18 protein-coding genes and 2 pseudogenes are annotated in these 26810 nt (G+C 45.5%); 16 read left to right on the top strand and 4 right to left on the bottom strand.

What is annotated here, in order from left to right:
• Positions 1–16 precede the first annotated feature (16 nt).
• Together dhbF and NSQ09_RS00515 are read left to right on the top strand one after the other, a co-directional pair.
• Positions 17–7153, top strand: a complete 7137-nt coding sequence (gene dhbF, locus NSQ09_RS00520; RefSeq protein ID WP_341030325.1) for a non-ribosomal peptide synthetase DhbF — start codon at positions 17–19, stop codon at positions 7151–7153.
• A gap of 15 nt (positions 7154–7168) precedes the next feature.
• The gene (locus NSQ09_RS00515) at positions 7169–7378 is read left to right on the top strand and encodes an MbtH family protein (protein WP_015384531.1); all 210 of its coding nucleotides are present in this window, start codon (positions 7169–7171) and stop codon (positions 7376–7378) included.
• Positions 7379–7421: 43 nt separating this feature from the next.
• Here NSQ09_RS00515 and NSQ09_RS00510 read toward each other — a convergent pair whose 3' ends face one another.
• The 3 genes from NSQ09_RS00510 to adeR all read right to left on the bottom strand — a co-directional run bounded on the left by NSQ09_RS00510 (position 7422) and on the right by adeR (position 10717).
• Positions 7422–8099, bottom strand: coding sequence for a YukJ family protein (locus tag NSQ09_RS00510; RefSeq protein ID WP_341030322.1), 678 nt, complete (start codon positions 8097–8099; stop codon positions 7422–7424).
• 111 nt (positions 8100–8210) lie between these two features.
• Entirely contained in the window at positions 8211–9347 is a 1137-nt protein-coding gene (gene ald, locus NSQ09_RS00505; protein ID WP_341030319.1) for an alanine dehydrogenase, read from the bottom strand.
• A 101-nt stretch (positions 9348–9448) separates the two neighbouring features.
• Positions 9449–10717, bottom strand: coding sequence for a sporulation transcriptional activator AdeR (gene adeR / locus NSQ09_RS00500; RefSeq protein ID WP_341030317.1), 1269 nt, complete (start codon positions 10715–10717; stop codon positions 9449–9451).
• Positions 10718–11238: 521 nt separating this feature from the next.
• Between adeR and NSQ09_RS00495 the strand changes: the two genes are divergently transcribed.
• The 9 genes and pseudogenes from NSQ09_RS00495 to NSQ09_RS00455 all read left to right on the top strand — a co-directional run bounded on the left by NSQ09_RS00495 (position 11239) and on the right by NSQ09_RS00455 (position 23424).
• Complete coding sequence (locus NSQ09_RS00495; RefSeq protein WP_003220661.1) at positions 11239–11532, top strand: WXG100 family type VII secretion target; 294 nt, start codon at positions 11239–11241, stop codon at positions 11530–11532.
• A gap of 69 nt (positions 11533–11601) precedes the next feature.
• On the top strand, positions 11602–11841 hold the full coding sequence (gene yukD, locus NSQ09_RS00490; RefSeq protein WP_003228763.1) for an ESX secretion system protein YukD: 240 nt from the start codon (positions 11602–11604) through the stop codon (positions 11839–11841).
• Positions 11842–11855: 14 nt separating this feature from the next.
• On the top strand, positions 11856–13211 hold the full coding sequence (gene essB / locus NSQ09_RS00485; protein WP_341030316.1) for a type VII secretion protein EssB: 1356 nt from the start codon (positions 11856–11858) through the stop codon (positions 13209–13211).
• Positions 13212–13271: 60 nt separating this feature from the next.
• Positions 13272–17759, top strand: coding sequence for a type VII secretion protein EssC (essC, locus tag NSQ09_RS00480; protein ID WP_341030315.1), 4488 nt, complete (start codon positions 13272–13274; stop codon positions 17757–17759).
• A pseudogene (gene esaA / locus NSQ09_RS00475) lies at positions 17756–21002 on the top strand (type VII secretion protein EsaA). Before essC ends, esaA begins: the two are co-directional and overlap by 4 nt.
• 31 nt (positions 21003–21033) lie before the next feature.
• Positions 21034–21489 (top strand): type VII secretion protein EssA, encoded by a 456-nt coding sequence (essA, locus tag NSQ09_RS00470; RefSeq protein WP_010886603.1) that lies wholly within the window; start codon positions 21034–21036, stop codon positions 21487–21489.
• A gap of 62 nt (positions 21490–21551) precedes the next feature.
• Positions 21552–22283 (top strand): (S)-benzoin forming benzil reductase, encoded by a 732-nt coding sequence (locus tag NSQ09_RS00465; protein ID WP_017695535.1) that lies wholly within the window; start codon positions 21552–21554, stop codon positions 22281–22283.
• Positions 22284–22480: 197 nt separating this feature from the next.
• A complete protein-coding gene (locus NSQ09_RS00460; protein ID WP_017695534.1) occupies positions 22481–23011 on the top strand; it encodes an HD domain-containing protein in 531 nt (176 codons plus the stop codon).
• A 176-nt stretch (positions 23012–23187) separates the two neighbouring features.
• Positions 23188–23424 (top strand): annotated as a pseudogene (locus tag NSQ09_RS00455) (YuzF family protein).
• 40 nt (positions 23425–23464) lie between these two features.
• On the opposite strand, the gene NSQ09_RS00450 reads toward NSQ09_RS00455, so the two are convergent.
• A complete protein-coding gene (locus NSQ09_RS00450) occupies positions 23465–23854 on the bottom strand; it encodes a DUF2283 domain-containing protein (RefSeq protein ID WP_015251329.1) in 390 nt (129 codons plus the stop codon).
• A 114-nt stretch (positions 23855–23968) separates the two neighbouring features.
• On the opposite strand from NSQ09_RS00450, the gene NSQ09_RS00445 reads away from it, so the two are divergent.
• From NSQ09_RS00445 to NSQ09_RS00425, 5 genes are all read left to right on the top strand, one after another.
• Positions 23969–25048 carry an AI-2E family transporter gene (locus NSQ09_RS00445; protein ID WP_341030312.1) on the top strand — a complete coding sequence of 360 codons (1080 nt, stop codon included), beginning with the start codon at positions 23969–23971 and terminating at the stop codon, positions 25046–25048.
• Between the two features lie 89 nt (positions 25049–25137).
• Positions 25138–25359, top strand: coding sequence for a spore germination protein (locus tag NSQ09_RS00440; protein ID WP_014480711.1), 222 nt, complete (start codon positions 25138–25140; stop codon positions 25357–25359).
• 72 nt (positions 25360–25431) lie between these two features.
• Positions 25432–25680: a YueH family protein gene (locus NSQ09_RS00435; RefSeq protein ID WP_003228783.1), complete on the top strand. Its 249-nt coding sequence runs from the start codon at positions 25432–25434 to the stop codon at positions 25678–25680.
• Between the two features lie 71 nt (positions 25681–25751).
• On the top strand, positions 25752–26150 hold the full coding sequence (locus NSQ09_RS00430) for a YueI family protein (protein WP_017695530.1): 399 nt from the start codon (positions 25752–25754) through the stop codon (positions 26148–26150).
• Between the two features lie 96 nt (positions 26151–26246).
• On the top strand, positions 26247–26798 hold the full coding sequence (locus NSQ09_RS00425; protein ID WP_014480709.1) for a cysteine hydrolase family protein: 552 nt from the start codon (positions 26247–26249) through the stop codon (positions 26796–26798).
• Positions 26799–26810: the final 12 nt, after the last annotated feature.

Below are 26810 nucleotides of genomic sequence, written 5' to 3'. Positions count from 1 at the left end.
GAGGGTAAACAAACGGATGCCTGATACAAAAGATCTTCAATATTCTTTGACCGGGGCGCAAACTGGCATATGGTTTGCTCAGCAGCTTGATCCGGACAATCCAATCTACAATACAGCGGAATATATAGAAATCAATGGACCAATCAATATTGCTCTTTTTGAAGAAGCTTTGCGGCACGTGATCAAGGAAGCGGAATCGCTGCATGTCCGCTTCGGTGAAAATATGGACGGGCCTTGGCAGATGATAAACCCGTCTCCGGATGTACAGCTGCACGTCATTGACGTCAGCTCTGAGCCTGATCCGGAAAAAACAGCATTAAACTGGATGAAAGCTGATTTAGCAAAGCCGGTTGATTTAGGGTATGACCCTTTGTTCAATGAAGCTCTGTTTATTGCCGGGCCTGATCGTTTCTTTTGGTATCAGCGCATTCACCATATAGCGATCGACGGCTTCGGTTTTTCCCTGATAGCCCAGCGCGTGGCAAGTACATATACTGCGCTTATAAAAGGACAAACAGCTAAAAGCCGTTCCTTTGGGTCTCTCCAGGCCATTTTGGAGGAGGATACAGATTATCGCGGATCAGAGCAGTATGAGAAGGATCGTCAATTCTGGCTGGACCGTTTTGCAGATGCACCTGAAGTTGTGAGCTTGGCTGATCGGGCGCCAAGAACCTCTAACAGTTTTCTTCGTCATACGGCATATCTGCCTCCGTCTGATGTAAACGCGTTAAAAGAAGCGGCGCGCTATTTCTCAGGAAGCTGGCATGAAGTCATGATTGCGGTGTCAGCTGTTTATGTGCACCGTATGACCGGCTCTGAGGATGTTGTGCTCGGCCTGCCCATGATGGGTCGGATAGGGTCCGCGTCACTGAATGTACCGGCTATGGTGATGAACCTTCTCCCGCTCCGGCTGACGGTAAGCTCTTCGATGAGCTTTTCTGAACTGATTCAGCAAATTTCCCGGGAAATCCGCAGTATTCGGCGACATCATAAGTATCGCCATGAAGAGCTTCGGCGCGATCTGAAATTGATAGGAGAAAATCATAGATTATTTGGCCCTCAAATCAATCTTATGCCGTTTGATTACGGTCTCGACTTTGCCGGCGTCCGGGGCACAACGCATAATCTTTCAGCCGGTCCTGTTGATGATCTATCAATCAATGTATATGACAGAACAGACGGCAGCGGGCTGCGAATTGATGTTGATGCGAATCCTGAGGTATACAGTGAGTCTGATATTAAGCTTCATCAGCGGCGTATTTTGCAGCTGCTGCAAACGGCTTCTGCCGGAGAGGACATGCTGATTGGGCAAATGGAGCTTCTGTTGCCAGAGGAGAAAGAAAAAGTCATTTCTAAATGGAATGAGACGGCAAAATCAGAGAAGCTGGTCAGCCTTCAGGACATGTTCGAAAAGCAGGCAGTTCTTACGCCAGAACGTATCGCTCTCATGTGTGATGACATTCAAGTCAACTATCGAAAGCTCAATGAAGAGGCAAACCGTCTCGCGCGTCTGTTGATCGAAAAAGGGATTGGTCCGGAGCAATTTGTCGCTTTGGCGCTGCCGCGTTCCCCTGAGATGGTGGCCTCAATGCTTGGTGTGCTCAAGACTGGTGCGGCGTATCTCCCACTTGATCCGGAGTTTCCAGCCGACCGCATTTCTTACATGCTGGAGGATGCGAAACCTTCATGCATCATAACGACTGAGGAAATAGCAGCCAGTCTGCCTGATAACCTGGCTGTACCGGAGCTTGTGCTTGATCAGGCTGTTACACAGGAGATTATAAAACGCTATTCGCCGGAAAATCCGGATGTATCGGTTTCTCTTGACCATCCTGCGTATATCATCTATACCTCAGGATCAACAGGAAGACCGAAGGGTGTCGTTGTGACACAGAAAAGCTTAAGCAATTTTCTGCTGTCCATGCAGGAGGCATTTTCTCTAGGCGAAGAAGACAGGCTGTTGGCTGTGACGACTGTCGCTTTTGATATTTCAGCATTGGAGTTATATCTTCCGCTGATTAGCGGAGCGCAAATTGTGATCGCAAGGAAAGAAACGATCCGTGAGCCGCATGCATTAGCTCAAATGATTGAAAATTTCGATATTAACATCATGCAGGCGACACCGACACTGTGGCACGCTTTGGTAACGAGTGAACCTGAGAAACTTCGGGGGCTTAGAGTGCTTGTAGGAGGCGAGGCGCTGCCGAGCGGTCTTTTGCAGGCGCTTCAAGACCTTCATTGTTCAGTCACGAACTTATACGGTCCCACTGAAACAACGATTTGGTCTGCCGCAGCTTTTCTTGAAGAAGGGCTGAAGGGCGTTCCTCCGATTGGGAAACCGATTTGGAACACGCAGGTGTATGTGCTTGATAATGGATTGCAGTCGGTGCCGCCGGGCGTTGTCGGAGAGCTTTATATTGCAGGAACCGGCTTGGCCAGAGGTTATTTCCATCGCCCTGATTTAACGGCGGAGCGCTTCGTTGCAGATCCATACGGACCGCCGGGAACTAGGATGTATCGGACCGGAGACCAGGCCCGCTGGCGTGCCGATGGGTCTTTGGATTATATCGGGCGGGCGGATCATCAAATCAAAATTCGCGGATTCCGAATTGAACTTGGAGAAATTGATGCCGTGCTTGCCAATCATCCGCACATTGAACAGGCCTCGGTTGTCGTACGGGAAGATCAGCCGGGAGACAAACGATTGGCGGCTTATGTAGTCGCTGATGGTGCTATTGATACTGCAGAGCTTCGTCGTTATATGGGGGCTAGTCTTCCTGATTATATGGTACCGGTGGCGTTTGTGGAGATGGACGAGCTGCCGTTAACACCTAATGGCAAGCTTGACCGGAAAGCACTGCCGGCACCAGACTTCAGCACATCTGTCAGTGATCGGGCCCCGCGGACTCCTCAGGAAGAGATATTGTGTGACTTGTTTGCAGAGGTTCTCGGTTTGGCACGCGTCGGTATCGATGACAGTTTCTTCGAGCTTGGGGGCCATTCTCTTCTTGCAGCCCGTCTGATGAGCCGCATTCGCGAGGTAATGGGAGCCGAACTTGGTATCGCCAAGCTCTTTGACGAACCGACAGTAGCCGGACTCGCTGCCCATCTTGATTTGGCGCAGAGTGCACGTCCCGCTTTGCAGAGAGCTGAGCGGCCTGAAAAGATCCCGCTCTCATTTGCCCAGCGCCGGCTATGGTTCCTGCATTGTCTGGAAGGACCGAGTCCTACTTATAATATTCCGGTTGCTGTCCGTTTGTCAGGTGAGTTGGATCAAGGATTGCTGAAAGCGGCACTTTATGACCTCGTCCGCCGTCATGAAAGTCTTCGGACGATCTTCCCTGAATCACAGGGGACATCCTATCAGCATATTTTAGATGCCGATCGAGCCTGTCCCGAGTTACATGTTACTGAAATTGCTGAGAAGGAGCTTTCTGATCGGCTTGCCGAAGCTGTACGCTACAGCTTTGATCTTGCAGCTGAACCTGCTTTTCGTGCCGAGCTTTTTGTGATCGGTCCTGACGAGTACGTGCTGCTTCTTCTCGTCCATCATATTGTCGGGGACGGCTGGTCCTTAACACCGCTGACCAGAGACCTTGGGACAGCTTATGCGGCTCGCTGCCACGGACGATCTCCCGAATGGGCGCCTCTTGCTGTGCAGTATGCAGACTATGCGCTTTGGCAGCAAGAACTGCTTGGAAACGAGGATGATCCAAATAGCTTGATTGCCGGACAGCTTGCTTTCTGGAAAGAAACCTTGAAAAACCTGCCTGATCAGCTTGAACTGCCAACCGATTATTCACGTCCGGCTGAGCCGAGTCATGATGGAGATACGATTCATTTTCGTATTGAGCCCGAGTTTCACGAGCGATTGCAGGAGCTGGCTCGCGCAAATAGGGTGAGCCTGTTTATGGTGCTTCAATCCGGTCTCGCCGCTTTATTGACAAGGCTCGGGGCGGGCACCGACATTCCGATCGGCAGTCCGATCGCGGGACGGAATGATGATGCGCTGGGCGATCTTGTAGGGCTGTTCATTAATACATTGGTGCTCAGAACTGATACGTCCGGTGACCCAAGCTTTCGTGAGCTTCTAGACAGAGTACGGGAAGTGAATCTGGCCGCCTATGACAATCAGGATCTGCCGTTTGAGAGACTTGTAGAGGTGCTCAATCCGGCTCGTTCGCGTGCGACGCATCCTTTATTCCAAATCATGCTTGCGTTCCAAAACACACCGGACGCTGAACTGCATCTTCCTGATATGGAGAGCAGCCTGCGAATCAACAGTGTCGGTTCTGCCAAGTTTGATTTGACGCTGGAAATCAGTGAAGATCGCCTTGCTGACGGGACACCAAACGGAATGGAAGGACTGCTTGAATACAGCACTGATCTTTTCAAGCGGGAAACTGCTCAGGCTCTTGCTGACCGATTGATGCGCCTGTTGGAGGCTGCCGAGTCTGATCCTGACGAGCAAATCGGAAATCTGGATATTCTTGCGCCAGAGGAACACAGCAGCATGGTGACTGATTGGCAAAGTGTATCTGAAAAGATTCCGCACGCATGTTTGCCAGAGCAATTTGAGAAGCAGGCTGCTTTACGTCCTGAAGCTATTGCCGTTGTATATGAAAATCAGGAACTGAGCTATGCAGAGCTGAATGAAAGAGCAAACCGGCTTGCCCGAATGATGATTAGTGAAGGTGTCGGGCCGGAGCAATTTGTGGCATTGGCACTGCCCCGATCGTTGGAAATGGCTGTCGGCCTATTGGCGGTGCTAAAGGCCGGGGCAGCTTATCTCCCTCTTGATCCGGATTATCCGGCTGATCGAATTGCTTTTATGCTAAAAGATGCACAGCCTGCGTTTATCATGACGAACACTAAAGCTGCAAATCACATTCCGCCAGTTGAAAACGTGCCGAAAATCGTGCTGGATGATCCCGAGCTGGCAGAGAAACTAAACACGTACCCTGCAGAGAATCCAAAAAATAAGGATAGGACTCAGCCGCTTTCGCCTTTGAATACGGCGTATGTCATTTATACATCCGGCTCAACAGGTGTTCCAAAAGGTGTGATGATTCCTCACCAAAATGTAACACGTTTATTTGCAGCGACCGAGCACTGGTTCCGTTTCAGCTCAGACGATATCTGGACCATGTTCCATTCCTATGCGTTTGATTTTTCGGTGTGGGAGATCTGGGGTCCTCTGCTGCATGGCGGACGTCTTGTGATCGTGCCTCACCACGTCAGCAGATCGCCAGAAGCGTTTCTGCGCCTGCTTGTCAAAGAGGGTGTGACTGTTCTGAACCAGACACCGTCTGCTTTCTATCAGTTTATGCAGGCGGAACGGGAACAGCCGGATCTCGGACAGGCACTCAGTCTGCGCTATGTCATTTTTGGCGGAGAAGCGCTTGAACTCAGCCGTTTAGAGGATTGGTACAACCGCCACCCTGAAAATAGACCGCAGCTTATCAATATGTATGGGATTACAGAAACGACGGTGCATGTGAGCTATATCGAATTAGACCGAAGCATGGCAGCTTTACGGGCAAACAGCTTGATCGGCTGCGGCATTCCCGATCTTGGTGTATACGTGCTGGATGAACGCCTGCAGCCGGTCCCGCCGGGTGTTGCCGGAGAGCTGTATGTATCAGGAGCGGGGTTAGCACGAGGTTATCTAGGCCGGCCTGGTTTAACATCTGAACGCTTCATAGCTGATCCGTTCGGTCCTCCAGGCACCCGGATGTACCGCACTGGGGATGTGGCCCGCCTCCGCGCTGACGGTTCCCTCGACTATGTCGGCCGTGCAGACCATCAAGTGAAAATTCGGGGATTCCGAATTGAATTGGGAGAAATTAAAGCCGCACTTGTTCAGCATCCGCAGCTTGAAGATGCGGCAGTGATCGTTCGTGAGGATCAGCCGGGAGATAAACGGTTGGCAGCTTATGTCATCCCTTCGGAAGAAACATTTGATACGGCGGAACTGCGCAAATATGCTGCGGAGAGACTGCCGGATTACATGGTGCCTGCTGCCTTTATGACGATGAAAGAATTGCCGCTGACACCGAATGGAAAGCTTGATCGTAAAGCGCTGCCCGCTCCGGATTTCGCAGCGGCAGTGACAGGACGAGGACCGAGAACGCCGCAGGAAGAAATTCTCTGTGACCTCTTTATGGAGGTGCTTCACTTGCCGCGTGTCGGCATTGATGACCGTTTCTTTGATTTAGGCGGACATTCCTTGCTTGCTGTACAGCTCATGAGCCGCATTCGTGAAGCGCTCGGCGTTGAACTCAGCATCGGCAACTTGTTCGAAGCACCTACTGTAGCCGGGCTCGCTGAAAGACTTGAAATGGGATCAAGCCAAAGCGCTCTTAACGTTCTGCTGCCGCTCCGAACAAGCGGAGACAAGCCTCCTTTATTCTGTGTTCATCCAGCAGGGGGACTCAGCTGGTGCTATGCCGGTTTGATGACGAATATAGGAACGGATTATCCGATCTACGGCTTGCAGGCACGGGGAATCGGGCTGCGCGAGGAGCTTCCGAAAACACTTGATGACATGGCTGCCGATTACATTAAACAAATCCGAACGGTTCAGCCGAAAGGCCCGTACCATCTGCTAGGCTGGTCTCTGGGCGGGAATGTCGTTCAAGCGATGGCCACCCAGCTGCAAAATCAAGGAGAAGAAGTTTCCCTGTTGGTGATGCTGGATGCCTATCCAAACCACTTCCTTCCTATAAAAGAGGCGCCGGATGATGAGGAAGCGCTTATTGCCCTTCTGGCGTTAGGCGGGTACGATCCGGACAGCTTAGGGGACAAACCGCTAGATTTTGAAGCAGCGATTGAGATTCTTCGCAGTGACGGCAGTGCGCTTGCGAGCTTGGATGAAACGGTCATTTTAAATTTGAAGAATACGTATGTCAATTCTGTCGGCATTTTAGGCTCCTATAAGCCGAAAACCTTCCGTGGAAATGTTTTGTTTTTCAGATCAACAATCATTCCTGAATGGTTTGATCCGATTGAACCTGATTCGTGGAAGCCTTATATTAACGGACAGATTGAACAAATCGACATCGACTGCCGTCATAAAGATTTATGTCAGCCGGAACCTCTGGCTCAAATCGGCAAGGTTCTCGCTGTCAAACTGGAAGAGTTGAATAAATAAGGGAGGAGAAATAGAATGGCAAATCCTTTTGAAAATGCGGATGGCACGTATTTGGTGCTGATCAATGAAGAAGGCCAATATTCCCTATGGCCCGGTTTTATAGATGTGCCGAGCGGCTGGACAGTCGTTCATGAGGAAAAAGGGCGTGAAGCTTGTTTGGACTATATCCAATCGCATTGGAGCGATATGAGGCCAAACAGCCTAAAGACTGTTGAAAATGTGTAATCGTATCAAAAAGAGACTGCTCGCTGCAGTCTCTTTTTCTATCTTACGCAGGCGTTTGGGTATGATCACAATCTCTGACCGGGTTTCCGTTTTCATCTGTACACCAAGATTGGGATAAAAACGCTAAAAACACAGCGGCCCACTGATCTGCAAACTGAATCAGAATACCCCCGTCATGCCAAGAGCCGTTGTCTTTTTTCCAGCGGGTATCCATTGCATTCCCTTGATTCATATGGATATTGTGCATTCCGTTGGTCGGGGTAAAGCCGAATATTTTATCTGCAGCCTGTTCAGGTCCGAATTTTGAACCGAATATATAAACCGGCGCTTTCTCATCTTGTGCTTTCTTCATATAGGTTTCAATAAAATCATTTAAATCATTATCAGGTCCTGTGATTTCATGAGGCAAAGGCTTCATTTCCCGCGGGTCAAACAAATTGCCCCGCACATAATCCAGTGCCACTTCACGGTTTGCTTCATTGATCCTTGTATATCCATACGGCATGTTCGGAAGGATGGTAATTGAGCCCGAATCAAACTGATCGTCAGCCAAATACAATACTTCAGATTCCTCAGAACTGGACATCACATTGATGGCGCACCTGTAATACGTATTCTCTTCACCGAGCATTTTGACTTGGAAATGAGGACTGTCATCATCTATTTCCCGCTTCATGTCTAAGACTATGCCTTTTAACACGCCATATTGCTGAACAGCCATATGAATCCTCCTTTATGATCAACTTCATAGTCATAATTCGTGAAATGGTCTCTTTTTTCCTTTTAAAAAATAAAAAAGCCTGCAGAAATCTTTCTGCAAGCTCATTGTGAATTAAGCACCCGCCACAGATGATTCATCCTGTAAAGCTTTCCCGGCAGGAACATACTCATAGCCTAGATCTCTTGCTACAGCTTCATAGGTCACGTGTCCGTTTGCGGTGTTTAAACCCGCTCTCAGTGCCGCATTGTCTGCGAGCGCTTTTACTGCCCCTTTGTTCGCGATTTGCAGCGCGTATGGAACAGTAACGTTAGTCAGGGCGATTGTTGACGTACGAGGGACTGCGCCCGGCATGTTCGCTACAGCATAATGCACAACCCCGTGTTTTTCATATGTTGGCTGATCATGTGTTGTGATATGGTCGACAGTTTCGACGATACCGCCTTGATCGATCGCTACATCAACAATGACTGAACCAGGTTTCATTTGTTTTACCATTTCCTCAGTGACAAGAGTCGGAGCTTTAGCACCCGGAATTAATACCGCGCAAATGAGGAGATCCGCTTCCGCCACAGCATCAGCAATATTGACCGGATTAGAAATTAACGTTTTAATCTGATGGCCGAAGATGTCATCAAGCTGGCGCAAGCGGTCTGCGTTTAAGTCAATGATCGTCACATCTGCACCGAGGCCGACAGCCATTTTCGCCGCGTTTGTCCCGACAACGCCTCCTCCGATAATCGTTACTTTTCCGCGAGAAACGCCCGGCACCCCGGCAAGCAGAATGCCTTTTCCGCCTTTAGGCTTTTCTAAGAATTGAGCGCCGATTTGCGCTGCCATTCTGCCCGCAACCTCTGACATTGGCGTGAGAAGAGGCAATGTCCGGCCTTCACTGACCGTTTCATATGCGATGGCAGTTACTCCTTTATCCTTCAAGGCCTGTGCAAGCTCAGGCTCAGCTGCTAAATGAAGGTACGTAAACAGCACAAGCCCTTTGCGGAAATAAACATATTCTTCCGGCAGCGGTTCTTTTACCTTCATGACCATTTCGGCGTCCCAGACCTGTTTCGGATCAGCAATGATTTCCGCTCCTGCTGACTCATAGGCTTCATTTTCAAATCCGCTTCCAAGGCCCGCGCCTGTTTCAACCAGCACCCGGTGGCCGTTTGAAATGAGCTGAGAAACGCCCCCGGGTGTTAATGCGACACGGTTTTCATTGTTTTTTATCTCTTTAGGAACCCCTATGATCATATCTGTCTCCTCCTGTATCTGTGATATTTTTAGTGTAGCTTGATATTTTGGAAAATTCTTTGTTTGATTAAGAAAATAAAAAAACATGGATTTGTGAAATTTCACAAATCCATGTGCCGAAGTTTGATATCTAAATAGATGGTGAATTTTTGATTCACATTTTTCAAATCAATTTCAGCGATCTGGCTGATCCGCTTGAGTCGGTAATTCAACGTATTAACGTGTATATTTAACAGCTTAGAAGCGGTATTCACGTTGCTGTCTGCTTCAATAAAGCGCTCTAGTGTCTCTACCAGATTTGACTGGTGATCCTGGTCATATTGTTCCAGTTTGGAAAGCGAGTAATTATAATGGCCCGCCTGTTTCCGTTTTTCATATAAGACATCTAAGTATTGATAAATGCCTAACTCAGAAAAGCTGAAAAGATGTTTGGTCTCTTCAGCGAACCGTTCCTTCGTTTTTAAGACGGACAATGCTTCCTGATAGGAGCGGGAGACAAAAGAAATAGAGTTGTATATTCCGCCAAAAGCGATAGAAACGTCTTCTATTTTATACCGCTCCTTCAGCTGTTTTTGCGTACTTAAAGCAAACTGTTTTAAATCTTGAAAAGGATGATCTGTTTTGGGTGAGGTTAATATAATAAGTTCATTGGAATCTACGGTCGCCAGCAGCACGTAAACCTGCTGGGTCGTTTCCTGTAAATATTGCAGCTGCTGTTCGATTTTTTCAGTCAGCTCGCCATTTATGCGGATGATCATAACGGAAAACTCTGAAGGAGCGGCGATTCCAAGCTTATGGAACCCATCCGCCATATCATCCTCCTGATGGATGTGTCCGGTCAGCATTTTCCAGAAAAATTCTTGGCTGCGTTCTTCATTTTTCGTTTTTCTGATTTGAAGTTTGAGAAGCTTGTTTTTCACTGCTTTTGCTGCCATTTGCAATGTCAGCAGATCTTCATCGGACAATGTTTTTTGGATCTCAAGCGCCCATATGAAGCCAAGTACTTGCTTGTTTTTCCAAATCGAAATAGCGACGCGATTGCTCAGCCCGACTTCATCAATTTGCTTGACTCTGATCGGCTGGTCCGTTTTTAAGAGAGCTGGAATTGTCCCATCTTTCCACAACTTGTTAATCACCTTCTCCGGTACCCTTCTGCCAATAATGGTAGACGTCCGGGCAGGGTCTGTGCAGTCGCTGTGTGTACTGTAGGCAAGCAGCTTGTGGTTAACATCCTCTATGGTGATCGGGCACCGCAGAACGTCGCTGATATGATCAGCCACATCTTCAAGTCTGTCAAAACTATATTTAAACGGATCATTCGGCATGGTCATAAATCTCCCTACTTTTCGTGCTTGATTTCTCTTTGACATCTCATCCCCTTCCTTTTATTATGATTGTTGTTGTTTGTGAAAATCAACAACAAAGAACAGAAGCAAAAAAACAATTTCATGAGAGAAACGTTCTATATACATTTGGCGGTGTAATCGCCTTTTTGCAGGACAGTTGTATGCCTCATATAATACGACAGCTTATCCTATTAATCTTCTAAGAAAGTCATCGGAGGCGAGACTAATTAAGGAAAGAAAAAACTGAACCTTTCAGAAATGGTGCTGTAGCATCAAATTTTCTGAAAGGTTTTTTTTGGGAGTTGGAGAGTTATTTGGGTCTTTTGGATTATTCGGAGAATGAAGAGAAGATTAAGAAAATAAACCTATTTGCTTTACAGTATATGTCATTTTAAAGTGATTCGGGGTAAACCATTGGACTCATTTTGTAAAATTAAAACATATTTGTTTGACTATGCCGAAAAACTGTTTTTATAATAATGACGTTCTAAAAATAAGTGAATTAGCCCATATTTAGGCTGATGGCACAGGAGGTAATGAGGAATATGGCAGGATTAATTCGTGTCACACCCGAAGAGCTAAGAGCGATGGCGAAGCAATACGGCGTTGAAAGCCAAGAAGTATTAAATCAGGTTGATCGTTTAAACCGAATGATCTCTGATTTGAAAAGCATGTGGGAAGGTGCTTCAAGCGAAGCGTTCGCAGATCAATACGAGCAGCTCAAACCTTCATTTATCAAAATGTCAGATTTGCTTCAAGATGTGAATCAGCAGCTTGATCAAACAGCAAATACACTTGAGTCTACTGACCAAGACATCGCAAATCAAATCCGCGGATAACAGTATGAAAGGGAAGGAGCGCCTGATTCAAAAGAAGACGGCGCTCTTTCTATGTAAGGGTGATCCTAAATGTATATTGATATTACAATAGATTTGAAACATTATAACGGCAGTGTCTTTGATCTCAGATTGTCAGATTACCACCCGGTGAAAAAAGTAATTGATATTGCTTGGCAGGCCCAAAGCGTATCTATGCCTCCGCGCGAAGGGCACTGGATCAGAGTGGTGAACAAGGATAAGGTGTTTTCCGGAGAATGCAAGCTGTCTGATTGCGGCATTACAAACGGAGACCGGCTTGAAATATTATGAAAGGATCTGGTTGAATGTCAGGTAAACAAAAATCATATTTAGAAAACCAATTAGAAGCTGTTGCCGAGAAAACAGATGCCGGCTATACATTTACCTTTCAACGGGAAAAAATAAAGCTTCTCGACGGTCTTGAAGCTAACGTGATCAAAGATATAAATCCATTTTTTCATAAAGAAATCGATGTGACGGATGATGAAGTAATCATCACAATCCAACCTCCCTCCTCCTATAAAGCATTCCGCTTCATGAAAGCTAAGGATAAAAAAAGTAAATGGCAGTTTGCCTATCAGCTTGTTCAAGCCGTACAGCAGCACAATCTGTCGAGGCTGAATTTGATTGTCGCTCCTGAAAACATTGTATTCGATAAAGGGCTTACGCCTTATTTTCTCCATTATGGAGTAAAAGAAAGCATTCCTCCTTACGAGCGTGATGAGGAAAGAGTATGGCAGGAGCTGAAAGCGGCAGCGGCTTTGGCAGTTGACGGCGCTTTTGCGTTTGAAGACTACCTGAAATTCAATGAAACGCTGACGTTCTCCGCAGAGCCAAAGGCGATATTAGATGCTGAATCCTATGATGATTTGCTCGAGCTGATTCAAACCCATATTGATGAGCTCGAAGCCAAAGCAAAAACATACATACATATCCCGAGAAAGAAGTGGAACATCCAGCGATATATCGGCCTGGGGCTTATTGTTTTGCTTGTACCGGCACTTATTTATTCGATGTACGCCTTATTTTTCGCGCAGCCAAAGCACCAGGCGATAGTGGACAGCAACCGTGCGTTCTTAAACAAGCAGTACAGTGAAGTCATCAGCACACTGTCCAAGTACGATGCGGAAAGCCTGCCTGAATCGGTGCAGTATCAGCTGGCGACGTCCTATGTTGAGGTCGAAAACCTGGGGAGTGCAAAAACCAAAAATATAGAAAATAACTTAGTCACCCTTCAATCAGACCCTCAGCATTTCTTATATTGGATTGATTATGGTCGAGGAGAATACAAAGAAGCGATCAGTATCGGCCGTAAGCTTGAATACAATGATTATATTTACTTTGCCCTAGCTAAATATAAACAGCAGCTTTTATCTGAGGATACAAATGATGAAGACATACAAAAAGAACTTGACTCAGTAAATAGTGAGCTTGAAAAAGCCCAAAAAGAACGTCAAGAAAATAAACAGTCTAATTCTGAAACATCGTTAGTCGATACAAGCGAAGAACAGACACAAACAGACGAAGAAAAACAAGCAGAAGAGAAAGCGGCAGAAGAAAAAGCCGCAGCCGAGGAAAAAGTGAAAAAAGAAGAACAGAAGAAAAAAGAAGACGAGAAAAAAGAAACAGAAAAGAAAGATGAGAAAAAAGATGACAAATAACGTGAGACATGAAGCACAGGTCATCGCATGCTGCCATTCGGCCGTAAGGGGGTTCGCCATTTGAGTCTATTATGGGTTTTTTACCAAAATAACGTTCAAAAAATAAATCTGTCTAACCTCCCGTCGTCTCATCCGGTGACCATAGGGCCTGATGTGAAGGATTCTGTTACGATCAGCTCCATTCCATTTAATAGCGGAGTGATTTCTCTTAAAAGAAAGGAATCCGGCGGCCAATACGAAGTTTTCCTGCGAAATGATTGTCTCGGCACGATTGAGACGGATATATCATTTACTCTCCAAACGGATCAGCAGGATATACGCTTGATATTGACGGGCAGTGAACCTGAGAAATCCGTTTATTTTACGGGAAATCGGGATGAAATTGTATGTTCCTCAGAAAAAACGAATGCAGATATTTATCTGAATCCGCAAGATTTTGCATTTGCAGAACAAAGCACGTTTTCTTTGCTTCGTGCAGGCGGCAGCTGGTCGGTCCGCCCTGAAAGCGGAACGATCTTCTTGAACGGAGAGAAAATCAACGCCAATACGCCGCTCAAGCCGGGGGATGAAATATTCTGGAACTTCACGCAAATGAGGGTGACGGAACAAGACCTTTTAGAAATTGTTCATTATGCCCAGTTTGAAACAGCGTTAACAGAAACGGTCAAACCGAGTACAGAGATGCAGAAAAAATATCCGCAGTACAGAAGAACGCCGCGGATGGTATACGATCTGCCGGATGACCGCGTTTCTTTCAGTTTTCCCTCTCAGGAGAGCGATCAAACCAACAGAGGGCTGTGGCTCGTCATCCTGCCTCCGCTTGTGATGCTGATCGTGATGGGCGTAGTTGCCATCATCCAGCCGCGCGGCATATTTATACTCGTTTCTTTGGCGATGTTTATGATGACTCTCATTACCTCGACAGTGCAATATTTCCGGGATAAAAACCAGCGGAAAAAACGTGAGGAAAAACGGGAGCGTGTATATAAGCTTTACTTAGACAATAAGCGGAAAGAGCTTCAGGCACTTGCTGAAAAGCAAAAGCAGGTTCTTGAATTTCACTTTCCTTCATTTGAACAAATGAAATACTTAACAAGTGAAATCAGTGACCGGATCTGGGAAAAATCACTTGAAAGCAAGGATTATCTCCAGCTGCGGCTTGGGACGGGAACAGTTCCGTCAAGCTATGAAATCAATATGAGCGGCGGAGACTTGGCGAATCGTGATATCGATGACCTCATGGAGAAATCGCAGCACATGCAGCGCGTCTATAAGGACATCCGCAATGCGCCGGTGACGGTCGATTTGGCAGAAGGTCCGATGGGGCTTGTCGGTAAATCACAAATTGTGAAAAATGAGATTCACCAGCTGATCGGACAGCTGTCGTTCTTTAACAGCTATCACGATTTGCGTTTTGTATTTATTTTTCATGAAGAAGAGTATAAAGACTGGGAGTGGATGAAGTGGCTTCCGCAATTTCAAATGCCCCATATATATGCAAAAGGATTTATTTATAATGAGCAAACCCGAGATCAGCTTCTGTCTTCACTTTACGAATTGATCAGAGAGCGTGATCTCGAAGATGACAAAGAAAAACTGCAGTTCAAACCGCATTTTGTATTTGTCATCACGAATCAGCAGCTGATCTCTGAGCATGTCATTCTCGAATATTTAGAAGGACAGCATGAGCATCTGGGCATCTCGACAATTGTCGCTGCGGAAACAAAGGAAAGCTTGTCGGAAAACATTACGACTCTTGTCCGCTACATTAATGAGCATGAAGGCGACATTTTAATACAAAAGAAAAAAGCGGTAAGAATTCCGTTCCGTCTCGATCATCATCAGCGTGAGGACAACGAACGGTTTTCACGCACACTGCGGACGCTGAACCACCAGGTCGGCATTACGAATTCCATTCCGGAAACGGTATCGTTCCTGGAGCTTTTTCATGCGAAGGAAGTAAAAGAAATCGGCATTCAGCAAAGATGGCTGACAAGTGAATCGTCGAAGTCGCTGTCAGTGCCGATCGGCTATAAAGGGAAAGATGACATTGTGTATCTGAACCTTCACGAAAAAGCACACGGTCCGCACGGCTTGCTTGCGGGGACAACGGGATCAGGGAAAAGTGAATTTCTCCAGACCTACATCTTGTCACTTGCAGTGCATTTTCATCCGCATGAAGCGGCTTTCTTACTAATTGACTATAAAGGCGGAGGAATGGCGCAGCCGTTCCGCAACATTCCCCACCTCCTCGGCACGATCACAAATATTGAAGGAAGCAAAAACTTCAGTATGCGTGCGCTTGCTTCCATTAAAAGCGAGCTGAAAAAAAGGCAGCGCCTGTTTGACCAGTATCAAGTCAATCACATCAATGACTATACAAAGCTGTACAAGCAAGGGAAAGCAGAAGTGGCGATGCCTCACTTGTTCTTAATTTCTGATGAGTTTGCCGAGCTGAAAAGCGAGGAGCCTGATTTTATCAGGGAGCTTGTCAGTGCCGCGCGTATCGGACGAAGCCTCGGCGTTCATTTGATTTTGGCGACACAGAAGCCAGGCGGCATCATCGACGATCAGATCTGGAGTAACTCGCGCTTTAAAGTAGCGCTCAAGGTCCAGGATGCCACCGACAGTAAAGAAATTTTGAAAAACAGCGATGCCGCAAACATTACCGTAACAGGCCGCGGCTATTTGCAGGTTGGAAACAATGAAGTGTATGAGCTGTTCCAATCTGCATGGAGCGGGGCGCCTTACTTAGAGGAGGTCTACGGTACCGAGGATGAAATCGCGATTGTTACAGATACGGGTCTGATCCCGCTTTCTGAGGTTGATACCGAAGATAACGCGAAAAAAGACGTTCAAACCGAAATCGAAGCTGTAGTTGACGAAATTGAACGCATCCAAGATGAAATGGGAATCGAGAAGCTGCCAAGCCCTTGGCTGCCGCCGCTTGCGGAACGTATTCCGCGCACTCTTTTCCCTTCAAACGAAAAAGACCATTTCCACTTTGCGTATGTCGATGAACCTGATTTGCAAAGACAGGCGCCAATTGCTTATAAGATGATGGAAGATGGAAATATCGGCATCTTCGGCTCTTCGGGCTACGGAAAATCGATTGCAGCCGCAACGTTCCTGATGAGTTTTGCGGACGTATACACACCTGAAGAGCTTCATGTCTATATCTTTGATTTCGGAAACGGAACGCTGCTGCCATTAGCGAAGCTCCCGCATACCGCGGATTACTTCCTGATGGACCAGTCAAGGAAAATTGAAAAGTTCATGATTCGCATCAAAGAAGAAATTGACCGCCGTAAACGTTTGTTCCGGGAAAAAGAAATCAGCCACATCAAAATGTACAATGCGCTGAGCGAAGAAGAGCTTCCGTTCATCTTTATCACCATTGACAACTTTGACATTGTCAAGGATGAGATGCATGAGCTTGAATCGGAATTTGTCCAGCTTTCCAGAGACGGACAAAGCTTGGGTATCTACTTTATGCTGACAGCAACGCGGGTGAATGCTGTCCGCCAGTCATTGTTAAATAACTTGAAAACAAAGGTTGTCCATTATCTCATGGATCAATCGGAAGGATATTCCATTTACGGCCGTCCGAAATTCAATCTTGAGCCGATTCCGGGACGCGTCATCATTCAAAAGGAAGAGCTTTATTTCGCGCAAATGTTCCTGCCTGTTGACGCTGATGATGATATCGGCATGTTCAACGGGCTGAAATCAGACGTTCAGAAACTTCAAGAGCGCTTTGCTTCAATGGAGCAGCCGGCACCGATTCCGATGCTGCCTGAGAGCTTGTCTACGAGAGAATTTTCTCTCCGCTTCAAGCTGGAACGCAAGCCTTTATCTGTACCGATCGGGCTTCATGAAGAAACAGTCAGCCCAGTCTATTTTGATTTAGGCAAGCATAAGCACTGCCTGATTTTAGGCCAGACTCAGCGCGGGAAAACAAACGTCTTAAAAGTAATGCTCGAACATCTGATTGATGATGAAACTGAAATGATCGGCCTGTTTGACTCGATTGACCGCGGCTTATCTCATTATGCGAAGGAATCAGCTGTTTCATATTTGGAAACGAAAGAAGATATTGAGCAGTGGATTGAAACAGCAGAAGACATTTTCAAAACAAGAGAGGCCATGTATGTGGAAGCCGTCCGCCAAGGAGACGCGCAAAATCTGCGATTCTCACAAGTGGTGCTGATGATTGACGGGATAACGAGATTCCAGCAGACGATTGATACGAGAATACAAGACCGTCTCGCTAACTTCATGAAATCATACGCTCATCTTGGGTTCAGCTTTATCCCGGGCGGAAATCACAGCGAATTCTCAAAAGGCTATGACTCCTTGACGACTGAGATGAAGCAAATCCGCCACGTGATTCTGCTGATGAAAAAGTCTGAGCAAAATGTCATTCCTCTCCCGTACCAAAGACAGGAGCCTGAGATTCAGCCGGGCTTCGGATATGTTGTGGAAAACGGGAAGGAGCAAAAAGTTCAAATTCCTTTATGTTCTGCTGAAAGGGAGAGTGCTAGATGACAGAACAACGAAAAAGCTTGATCAAGTTAATATCCGCCGTCATCATCATTTTGCTGCTGCCGGTGTTGTTTTTCCGATTTATCGGAGACGACCCGACGAAAAAAGCAGTCAATTCCACCCGGCAAATCGCGGTGGTGAATGAAGACACAGGCGTATTGAGTGATGAGGTAAAGTCTGAAGAAGAGGACAAATCCGCCCAGTTTGGCAAGGAAGTAGCGGCCGTTCTGGGTGAACGTCCTGATTATTCGTGGACAGTCGTAAACCGAAGCGCGGCCGAGACCGGTCTCGCTTCAAAGAAATACGATGCGATCGTCTACATTCCCTCAGACTTCTCAAAAAACATTTTGAGCTATGACAAAGACCATCCTCAAAAAGCAACGCTCGAATTCAGCATTCAAGATAACCTGAATGCGGTTAACAAAGAAAAAGTTCAGCGGGAGCTTGAGGATGCCCAAAAGACAATGAACAAAAAAATGTCGGCCTTATACTGGAATTTTGTTTCACAAAAAGTGGACAACATCAGAGGAGAATTTGACAAGATCGTCAATAAAGAATTTGAATTCCAGAATGTCATGTACAACTTTTACAAACCAAGCTCTAATGATTTAGCAGGTGAAATCAAACAGCAAAAAGACTTAATCGATGAGCTGAAGAAATCAATGAATGAAGCGCAAGGCACGACAAAAGAAAAAGCTTCTACAGCGGAGGAAGCTAAAAACACGTTAAAAGAATTCATTGAAACAGTTGAAAGATACAAGGAATATCAAGAAAATCAGAAAAAGCTGCTTTTGGCAGCCCAGGATTCAACACAGCAGCAAATCCGGACAGGTCTGGATGCCATCCAGGCACAGCAAAAGGCGAATCAGTTCAGCGAACGCATGAGCGGATTGGCAACTGGGATCAGCCAAGCTAAGACACAAATAGGACTGACAAACCTTGCGTTGAACAATGCTGAAAAGTTAAGGCAAAATCAAGTGCCATTGCAAGAAATGGGTATGAAAAAAATTGAGAATGACATGTTTAATGCATTTCTATCTCGATATAAAAGTCAATATGAAGCTATTAAATATCAAAATTTAAATCAATTGCAAGAGAATATCGGGAAGAACCGCCTTAGTTTACTTAAACCTAAGGAAAGCGACGAAAAGGAAGATGGAGAAGACACATCTGATAATAAAGATGACACAGATAAGGAAGATGGAGAAGACACATCTGATAATAAATATAAAATTGGATTTAGAGAAGCAGCGGGATGAGCTCAAAAATGTTGCAACTGAAATTAAAGATATCTCTGAAGGGTTAAAAGAACCTGAACAAGAAAAACCAACAACACCCGATGCTGAAGAACCATCAACCGATGATTCTCCTAATACTGAAGAACCGTCGAATGATATTCCAACATCCGATGATCAGCCAACAAATGAAGATACTGGCTCATCAGAAGAGGGTACTCAAGATAATGGATCACAAAATGATGTTCAAACTAACATTGAAACGGGACAAAAACATCAAGAATCTTCAAAAAACGTTCCTGAACAAGATACAAACACGGAGAATACAGGAACCTCTAAAACAGATTTCTCTTTGATTGAACTCGCAGATGAAAACGATGGCTCAAATCAAAGTGATGGGCTACAGGGTGACGGAGCTGACGGTGAAACTGATATTTCAGGTGCAAAAAAACGTCTGAACGAAGCAGCGATAAAATTAGAGGAAATAGAAAATGCACTTCAAGAAAAACAAGAGGAACATAACAACAAACTAGAGAAACATATTGATGAGTTAAATCAAGAAATTAAAGAGTTAAATAAAACAGTTTCAAAATTAAATGATCAAATTGGTGACTTAACAAAAAAGTTGGTTGATTTTGATAATAATGTCAATGATGCTTATAGGTTAATATACAATTTGGAAGACGAAATAATACAAACTTTGCAGAGTAGAGGCTATGTAGATCAGAAAGAAAAACTAAGTTCAATTTTTTCAAGTAGAATTGAAACTGATAATATTTCTAACTTGATGAAGTATTACAACTCTTTAAATTTATATAAGTCTACGCTAAATGATAATCTGGATCTAGGCTCTTTGACTATTATTAAAGGTGAAGTCATCCAAGAGCAAGATGGCAACGTCCAATCAGTCCTAGCTCTCTCACCTGCAGAATCAGCCAGCTGGGAAGCTCTCAAGAACAACACGATGCAAACTGATGAAGACATTAACAGCTTCATCGACGGAATGACCAAGTTTGCGGACGACTACAGCGGCTTTATCCGTGACTCTCAAGCAGGTGTTCTCGACGAACTGACGAAAATCTCTGAAAGTGCCGCAAAAGCGACAGAACAGCTGGTAACAGGCGCAACACAGGAATCTGCGACGTTCAGCAACGACGGGCTGTCTGGCACCATGGCACTGAGTGTCCAAGATACGGTCGGCCAGGAAGTGCTGCAAATGTCAGATATGATGGGTTCATTGTCTGATCGCCAGTCAGGCATCATTGATTACACAACCAACATGCAGCAAAGCGTCAATGATGTTCAAGCGAAAGCCGACACCTTAAACAACAACTGGGGGAAAAATGTCGCCTCCACGAAACTCGTGCGCAATGACGTATACGGCATACTCGGAAATACATTAGTAGACGGGCAAAACAATGGCTATGTATATGATTACTTAGCGAATCCGCTTAAAATCAGCGGAGAGGTTCCGGAAGAAAAAATTCAGACGGTACCGCCGGTTGTCATCCTTGTCATTGTGTTGATCAGCAGTCTGTTAATCGGCTATTTCAGCTCGTATTACCAAAACGCACCGCTTCTCGTCAAAGGAGCGTTATTCGGAATTCTGAATATCCTTGTCGGACTTATGATCAGCTTGTTCGGTTTGAATATTTATTCACTGCCGGACGATCAGACGATTAAGTGGTCGGTGTTCACGATTCTATTGCTGGTCGCAAGCTCTGCCTTCATCCGGACGGCATTCAGATTCGGATCAATCCCTGGATGGGTTGCTTCAGCAGCTATGATTCTATTCTATGTCGCACCGCTTATTGATTTGATCATGCCGAACTTTACATTTGAAGATCCGGTTTCGAAAGTATATATCGACATCCAGTACGGTACTGGGCACTTGTTTACAATGGGAATAACAGTTCTGCTGATCATTACGGTGATTGCCGCGGCTCTGCCGCTGATTATCCGGCTGATGGCTGAACACACAGCAGAAAGCGATGAAACGTATGAAGCGTAATCGCAGCATGGAAAAGGGGATCATGATTTGTATGCTCTCCTTTTCCCTTTTCATACCCTCTGCCGCGGCTGCCCAAACTGAAGAAAATACAGATGTCGCGCCAAACCAGTATGAGAAAAAAGACATCGAAATCGATACGAATTATTTGCATGAAGATACCTACTATGAAGAAAAAACAGAACTGCCTGAGGAACAGAAGGATATTACTTTTGATAAACCAAAGGACAAGGACGCCGAGCTGATAAAAGATTTGTTTACATCAACAAATGCCGAGGATTCCAACACGATTGCGGCCCAGTCGAAACAGCTTGGAATTACATTTGCTGAAAAACCAATGACAAAGACATCATCAACGGAAACAGAAGATGAACAAGAAACATCATCATTGCTGCTGCCGATGATCTATGTCGTACTGATCCTGCTCGGAATTGCAGGCATCGTGTTCCTCATCCCAAAAGTCACAGCGCAGGAAAACAAGAAGGCGTAGGCCGCGTGCTTGTGTTGTGTAAAAGCGGTGCCGTACAATAATAACGGAAAAGGAGGTTTCCAATGGAACTTTATATCATCACCGGAGCATCAAAAGGGCTAGGTCAAGCCATTGCATTACAGGCTTTAGAACAGGGGCATGAAGTCCATGCCTTATCCAGAACGAAAACGGATGTCTCTCATGAAAAACTAACGCAGCATCAAATAGACCTCATCAATCTCGAAGAAGCTGAACAGCAATTTGAAACATTGCTCTCATCCATCGATCCAGATCGTTATTCTGGTATTACCCTGGTTAATAACGCCGGAATGGTAACGCCGATCAAACGTGCCGGCGAAGCGTCTCTTGACGAGCTTCAGCGCCATTATCAGCTGAACCTGACTGCGCCCGTGCTTTTGAGTCAGCTGTTTACAAAACGGTTTGCTTCATACAGCGGCAAAAAGACGGTTGTCAACATTACTTCAGGAGCCGCCAAAAATCCATATAAGGGATGGAGCGCGTATTGCAGTTCAAAAGCCGGGCTCGACATGTTTACGAGGACATTCGGATTTGAACAGGAGGATGAAGAGCGGCCGGTGAACATGATTTCGTTCTCACCTGGAGTGATGGACACTGAGATGCAGGCCGTCATCCGTTCTTCATCGAAAAAGGATTTCCACCACATTGAACGATTCCGGAAATTAAATGAAACAGGAAGCCTTCGCAGTCCGGACTTTATTGCCGGCACGCTGCTTTCTTTACTAGAAAAAGGGACGGAAAACGGCCGCATTTATGATATTAAAGAGTTTTTGTAGAGCAGATATTTTCTGCTCTTTTTTTTATACAAAAGGCTGCAGCCAGCGCATTTTATTGAACAGCCGCATATACTGACTGAAACGCTGCTTTTAGGGTATAACAATGATGATAAGAAGATCAAAATGATGTGACATAAGAATTGAGTTTCTCTGCAAATTATGTTAGGATTCTAAAAATATCTAAAGGAGGGGTTTCCATGAGAAAGGTTACATTAATGGATGTTTTCACCCATCCAATTGCACAAAAATATCTTCAGCGTTCCGGCGTGGCACATGCGATTGCCTGCGCTTATCATGCATACAGGCTGTCTGTGAAGGCTGACATTAATCCTGATTTAGCAGTAAAAGCGGCACTGCTTCATGACATTGGCCATTATGAATGGTATACAGACGGAAAGTGGGATTATGAGAAATACAAAAGAAATGACATTCATGCCATTAAAGGGGCGGAACGGGCGCATAAACTTCTGATTCGGCTTGGCGAGGAACCGAAAGCAGCAAAAGAGATTGCACTAGCCATTTTGCTTCATACAGATTCCTATTTGCCTGAAGGCGAATTAGATAAAAACACACTGCAGCAGATTGTCAAAAAAGCGGACGAACTGGATGAAGAGCCGGGCGGCCACCATCATTACCGCCAAATTGATCCTTCAACCGCACGAAAAAAAATAGAAAAGCTGGACCAATTAATCGACCAAGCCCAGGCATCCGTGATAAAGCCTGTATAAGTACGGAACAGCGCCAGCTTTCTTCGCTGTCTCCGCTTCATCGATACTTCCTTTACACCCGCTTCCAAACGTATTCTCCTAAAATCTCCGCACCCCTTTGTTTTATCAGGTAAGCCTGTGTCATTATCCATAAGCGCGGCATAAGCTGAGATAGAACACACAAAGGGGATAAAAGTATGGTCAACCAAGGTAGTCCGCAACTGGTCTCTTTAGTCGATCCTTATGTCTATCAGACCATTAAAAAGCTCATCGGCTCAAGGTTCGTTATATAGACAGTACGAGATACGGTCAGAGGCAGACTGATCGATGTAAAACCTGACCATATCACAATTGAAGGAGCCCGAAATTCTGTTTGTTTGATCAGAATCCAGCACATGATTTCCGTCATCCCAGATTACAGTGAGCGGGTCTAACAGTGCTTGCGCATGAAAAATAGGCGTACACCGGGACGTCCTATTTTTCAGTTAAGCGCTGTAAAAACGCACTATGATACATTGTTCCATCAAGGTCAAAGCCAGCAAATTCCTGATAGTCACCATCTGAAAAACAGAAAGTGACACCGTACACCGTATAGCAGGAACGGACTGAAGCATGCTGGCAGACCCGAAAATGATAACCGTCTGAATCTTTTACATACAGCCGGGATTTCCCGGCAAATGGGGCACAGAGGTGTGCTGCCTCACCAAAACATTCGAATCCGGCGATTTTGCCATCTTGGCTGATATCCAGCAGGAGACAATCATTGACTCTGAGCTCCTCAGTCCGTACATTCCTGTTCTTTTTCGGAGGAAGAACATAGATATAAGCCAGTTCTGAATCTGTATCGTATGTCACGGCCTTCATCACCAACACTCCTTTCATTATATTAAGAGTTCTGATATGAGTTCATTTTTGTTACAATGATGGGGTATAAGTTCTTTTATCTGACAGACAAAGAAAAACTAGGAGGAACAAAGCTTGTTGAAATCAAAAGTCCATTTTTGGACATTGCAGATTTTATTTGTTTTGCTGATTATTTATGTAGCAACAAAAGTTTCATTTGTATTTCAGCCGTTTATTGTTTTTATCTCGACATTGTTTTTCCCGATGCTGATTGCGGGAATTTTGTATTTCATATTTAATCCGGTCGTCCGCTTGCTTGAGAAAAAAATTCCGCGGACATTATCCATTCTATTGATCTATTTACTGTTTATCGGTTTGCTTGCCTTTATTTCAGCGTCAGTCGGACCTATCATCACCTCACAGGTGACAGGGCTGTTTAACAACCTTCCTGATTATATAAAACAGATTCAGGCGCTGACAAAGGATTTGTCCCATTCTCAATGGTTTACCTGGATGATGAACCAGGATTATGTATCGATATCAAAAATTGAACAGTCATTGACAAGTTTTCTCCAAAACCTGCCGCAAAATATCACGTCCAGTTTATCTGCGGTGTTTGGCGTCGTGACAAACATCACGCTTGTTATTATTACTGTTCCATTTATCCTTTTTTACATGCTGAAAGACGGACACCGCTTTCCGCATCTGGCAGTAAAAATTCTTCCGGCTTCTTATCGGACAGAAGGCTTAAAGATTTTTAAAGATTTATCCGATACGCTTGCGGCATACTTCCAGGGTCAGCTGTTAATTTGTCTTTTTGTCGGGACAGCGTGTTTTATCGGCTATTTAATTGCCGGACTGCCGTATGCCCTGATTCTTGGGATTGTCATGGCGATTACCAATATCATTCCCTATGTCGGGCCTTTTCTCGGTGCCGCGCCGGCTGTCATTGTCGGTTTTATGGACTCGCCGGCCAAAGCGCTGTTTGCGATTATTGTGGTCGTCATCGTTCAGCAGCTGGACGGAAACCTGCTGTCTCCTCTTGTGATCGGGAAGCGGCTGAATACCCATCCGCTTACGATTATTTTGCTGTTAATCGGAGCGGGAAGCTTCGGCGGAATTCTCGGCATGATTTTAGCGGTGCCGGTTTATGCGGTAGTGAAGGCGTTCTTCCTGAATATTGTCCGCTTGATCAAGCTTCGCCAGCGGTCATGACTCGAAGAAAACGCAAAGCCAGCTGAATAGGCGGGCACCATTATCGGCTCTTTGCATATGATGCTGTAAATCAATGCGGAGGTGGGGAAATGCCTGCAATTGTGGGGCCGATTTATATCATGTCAGTTACGGGTAATGCCGCGGCAAGCTTTGGAGACATATTTGCGATTTCGCCCAAAAGCGTCGCTCATTCAGGGGCGGGGTCAGGCGCATTTCAGCTTGGTGATTTTGTGAAGATTAACAACCAAACGAGTAAAACTCTCTTCGAAGATGCCGATATCACTGATGAAACAGTTTCGTTTAACGGGTAACAGCCTTTTCACAAGAGGCTGTTGCTTTTTTATTGTATAATATGGGTAGTCTTTAAATAGAGAGGTCATGTTATGAAAATCAGAAAAGCAAATATCAATACGCAAACCGGAATGATCACGGACGTGTATCTGCATGAAAACAGAAAAGAACTGCGCACGCTTGTAGCGGTACCGCAGCTGGAGTGGAGCACGATCATTTCCTATGAAGAAGATAAAGCAACTCTGCCTGAACGGCTGGAAGCGTCGTTGCGCCGGCATACAGAGGAAACCCCTGCTGGTGAGCTGGCCAAAAAAATCATTCATTGGGTAACAGAAATGTAAACGGCGCTTGAAAGTTTAGCTCCTGCCTGATCAGGTGATAATGAAGACAAACAAGACGGGAGGACAGGCTTTTGAGTGAAGACAAAATGGATCTCTATTTGCAGCAAGGAATGTATGGGCCTTTGGAGACAAAGCCTGACGAGCGCCATTTGTTTTTAGGCTCTTTAAGAGAAAGAGTCGTTTTGGCACTGACGAAAGGACAGGTGCTTAGAAGCAAACCGTATAAAGAGGCGGAGCACGAGCTGAAAAACAGCCATAACGTCACCCTTTTGATTAATGGAGAGCTTCAGTATCAGTCTTACTCTTCTTATATCCAAATGGCGAACCGGTACGGAGTGCCCTTCAAGATTGTATCTGATCTTCAGTTTCATACGCCTTTAGGAATCGTCATTGCGGCTGACATCGCCGTGAATCGTGAATTGATATATATTCAGGACGACATTTATAATCGGTCAGTGCTGAAATCTTAAGAGACAAACGGACCGTTTGTCTTTTTGTTCATGGCAATTCACTTACAACTGGAGATAAGATATAATGTTCTCATACTGATGGCGGGGAGGCCGGCTATGAAAAAAGCACTTATTTGTATTGATTATACGAATGATTTTGTGGCGAGTGACGGAAAATTGACCTGCGGGGAGCCCGGCAGAATGATTGAAGAGGCGATCGTCAATTTAACCGAAGAATTCATCACAAACGGTGATTACGTCGTATTAGCAGTAGATTCTCATGCTGAAGGGGATCAATATCACCCCGAAACCCGTCTTTTTCCTCCGCATAATATAAAAGGCACGGAAGGAAAAGATCTGTACGGAAAGCTTTTGCCTCTATATCAGAAACATGAACATGAACCTAATGTTTACTACATGGAAAAAACGAGATATTCTGCTTTTGCGGGAACTGATTTAGAGCTCAAACTCAGAGAACGGCAGATTGGCGAACTGCATCTTGCCGGTGTCTGCACAGATATTTGTGTGTTGCATACAGCTGTTGACGCATACAACAAAGGTTTTCGGATTGTTGTGCATAAACAAGCTGTTGCCAGCTTTAATCAGGAGGGGCACGCATGGGCTCTTTCCCATTTTGCAAACAGCATCGGAGCGCAAGTGGCAGAGTAAGGAAGGGGAAAA

The organism is Bacillus sp. FSL W8-1202 (genome assembly GCF_038006165.1).
GTDB classification, from domain to species: domain Bacteria; phylum Bacillota; class Bacilli; order Bacillales; family Bacillaceae; genus Bacillus; species Bacillus subtilis.
This window is presented reverse-complemented; position numbering and strand designations above follow the sequence as displayed.

Excerpts from the sequence above, each read along its gene's own strand:
- dhbF (WP_341030325.1), top strand. The coding sequence starts at position 17 with ATGCCTGATACAAAAGATCTTCAATATTCTTTGACCGGGGCGCAAACT.
- NSQ09_RS00515 (WP_015384531.1), top strand. The coding sequence starts at position 7,169 with ATGGCAAATCCTTTTGAAAATGCGGATGGCACGTATTTGGTGCTGATC.
- NSQ09_RS00510 (WP_341030322.1), bottom strand. The coding sequence starts at position 8,099 with ATGGCTGTTCAGCAATATGGCGTGTTAAAAGGCATAGTCTTAGACATG.
- ald (WP_341030319.1), bottom strand. The coding sequence starts at position 9,347 with ATGATCATAGGGGTTCCTAAAGAGATAAAAAACAATGAAAACCGTGTC.
- adeR (WP_341030317.1), bottom strand. The coding sequence starts at position 10,717 with ATGTCAAAGAGAAATCAAGCACGAAAAGTAGGGAGATTTATGACCATG.
- NSQ09_RS00495 (WP_003220661.1), top strand. The coding sequence starts at position 11,239 with ATGGCAGGATTAATTCGTGTCACACCCGAAGAGCTAAGAGCGATGGCG.
- yukD (WP_003228763.1), top strand. The coding sequence starts at position 11,602 with ATGTATATTGATATTACAATAGATTTGAAACATTATAACGGCAGTGTC.
- essB (WP_341030316.1), top strand. The coding sequence starts at position 11,856 with ATGTCAGGTAAACAAAAATCATATTTAGAAAACCAATTAGAAGCTGTT.
- essA (WP_010886603.1), top strand. The coding sequence starts at position 21,034 with ATGCTCTCCTTTTCCCTTTTCATACCCTCTGCCGCGGCTGCCCAAACT.
- NSQ09_RS00465 (WP_017695535.1), top strand. The coding sequence starts at position 21,552 with ATGGAACTTTATATCATCACCGGAGCATCAAAAGGGCTAGGTCAAGCC.
- NSQ09_RS00460 (WP_017695534.1), top strand. The coding sequence starts at position 22,481 with ATGAGAAAGGTTACATTAATGGATGTTTTCACCCATCCAATTGCACAA.
- NSQ09_RS00450 (WP_015251329.1), bottom strand. The coding sequence starts at position 23,854 with ATGAAGGCCGTGACATACGATACAGATTCAGAACTGGCTTATATCTAT.
- NSQ09_RS00440 (WP_014480711.1), top strand. The coding sequence starts at position 25,138 with ATGCCTGCAATTGTGGGGCCGATTTATATCATGTCAGTTACGGGTAAT.
- NSQ09_RS00435 (WP_003228783.1), top strand. The coding sequence starts at position 25,432 with ATGAAAATCAGAAAAGCAAATATCAATACGCAAACCGGAATGATCACG.
- NSQ09_RS00425 (WP_014480709.1), top strand. The coding sequence starts at position 26,247 with ATGAAAAAAGCACTTATTTGTATTGATTATACGAATGATTTTGTGGCG.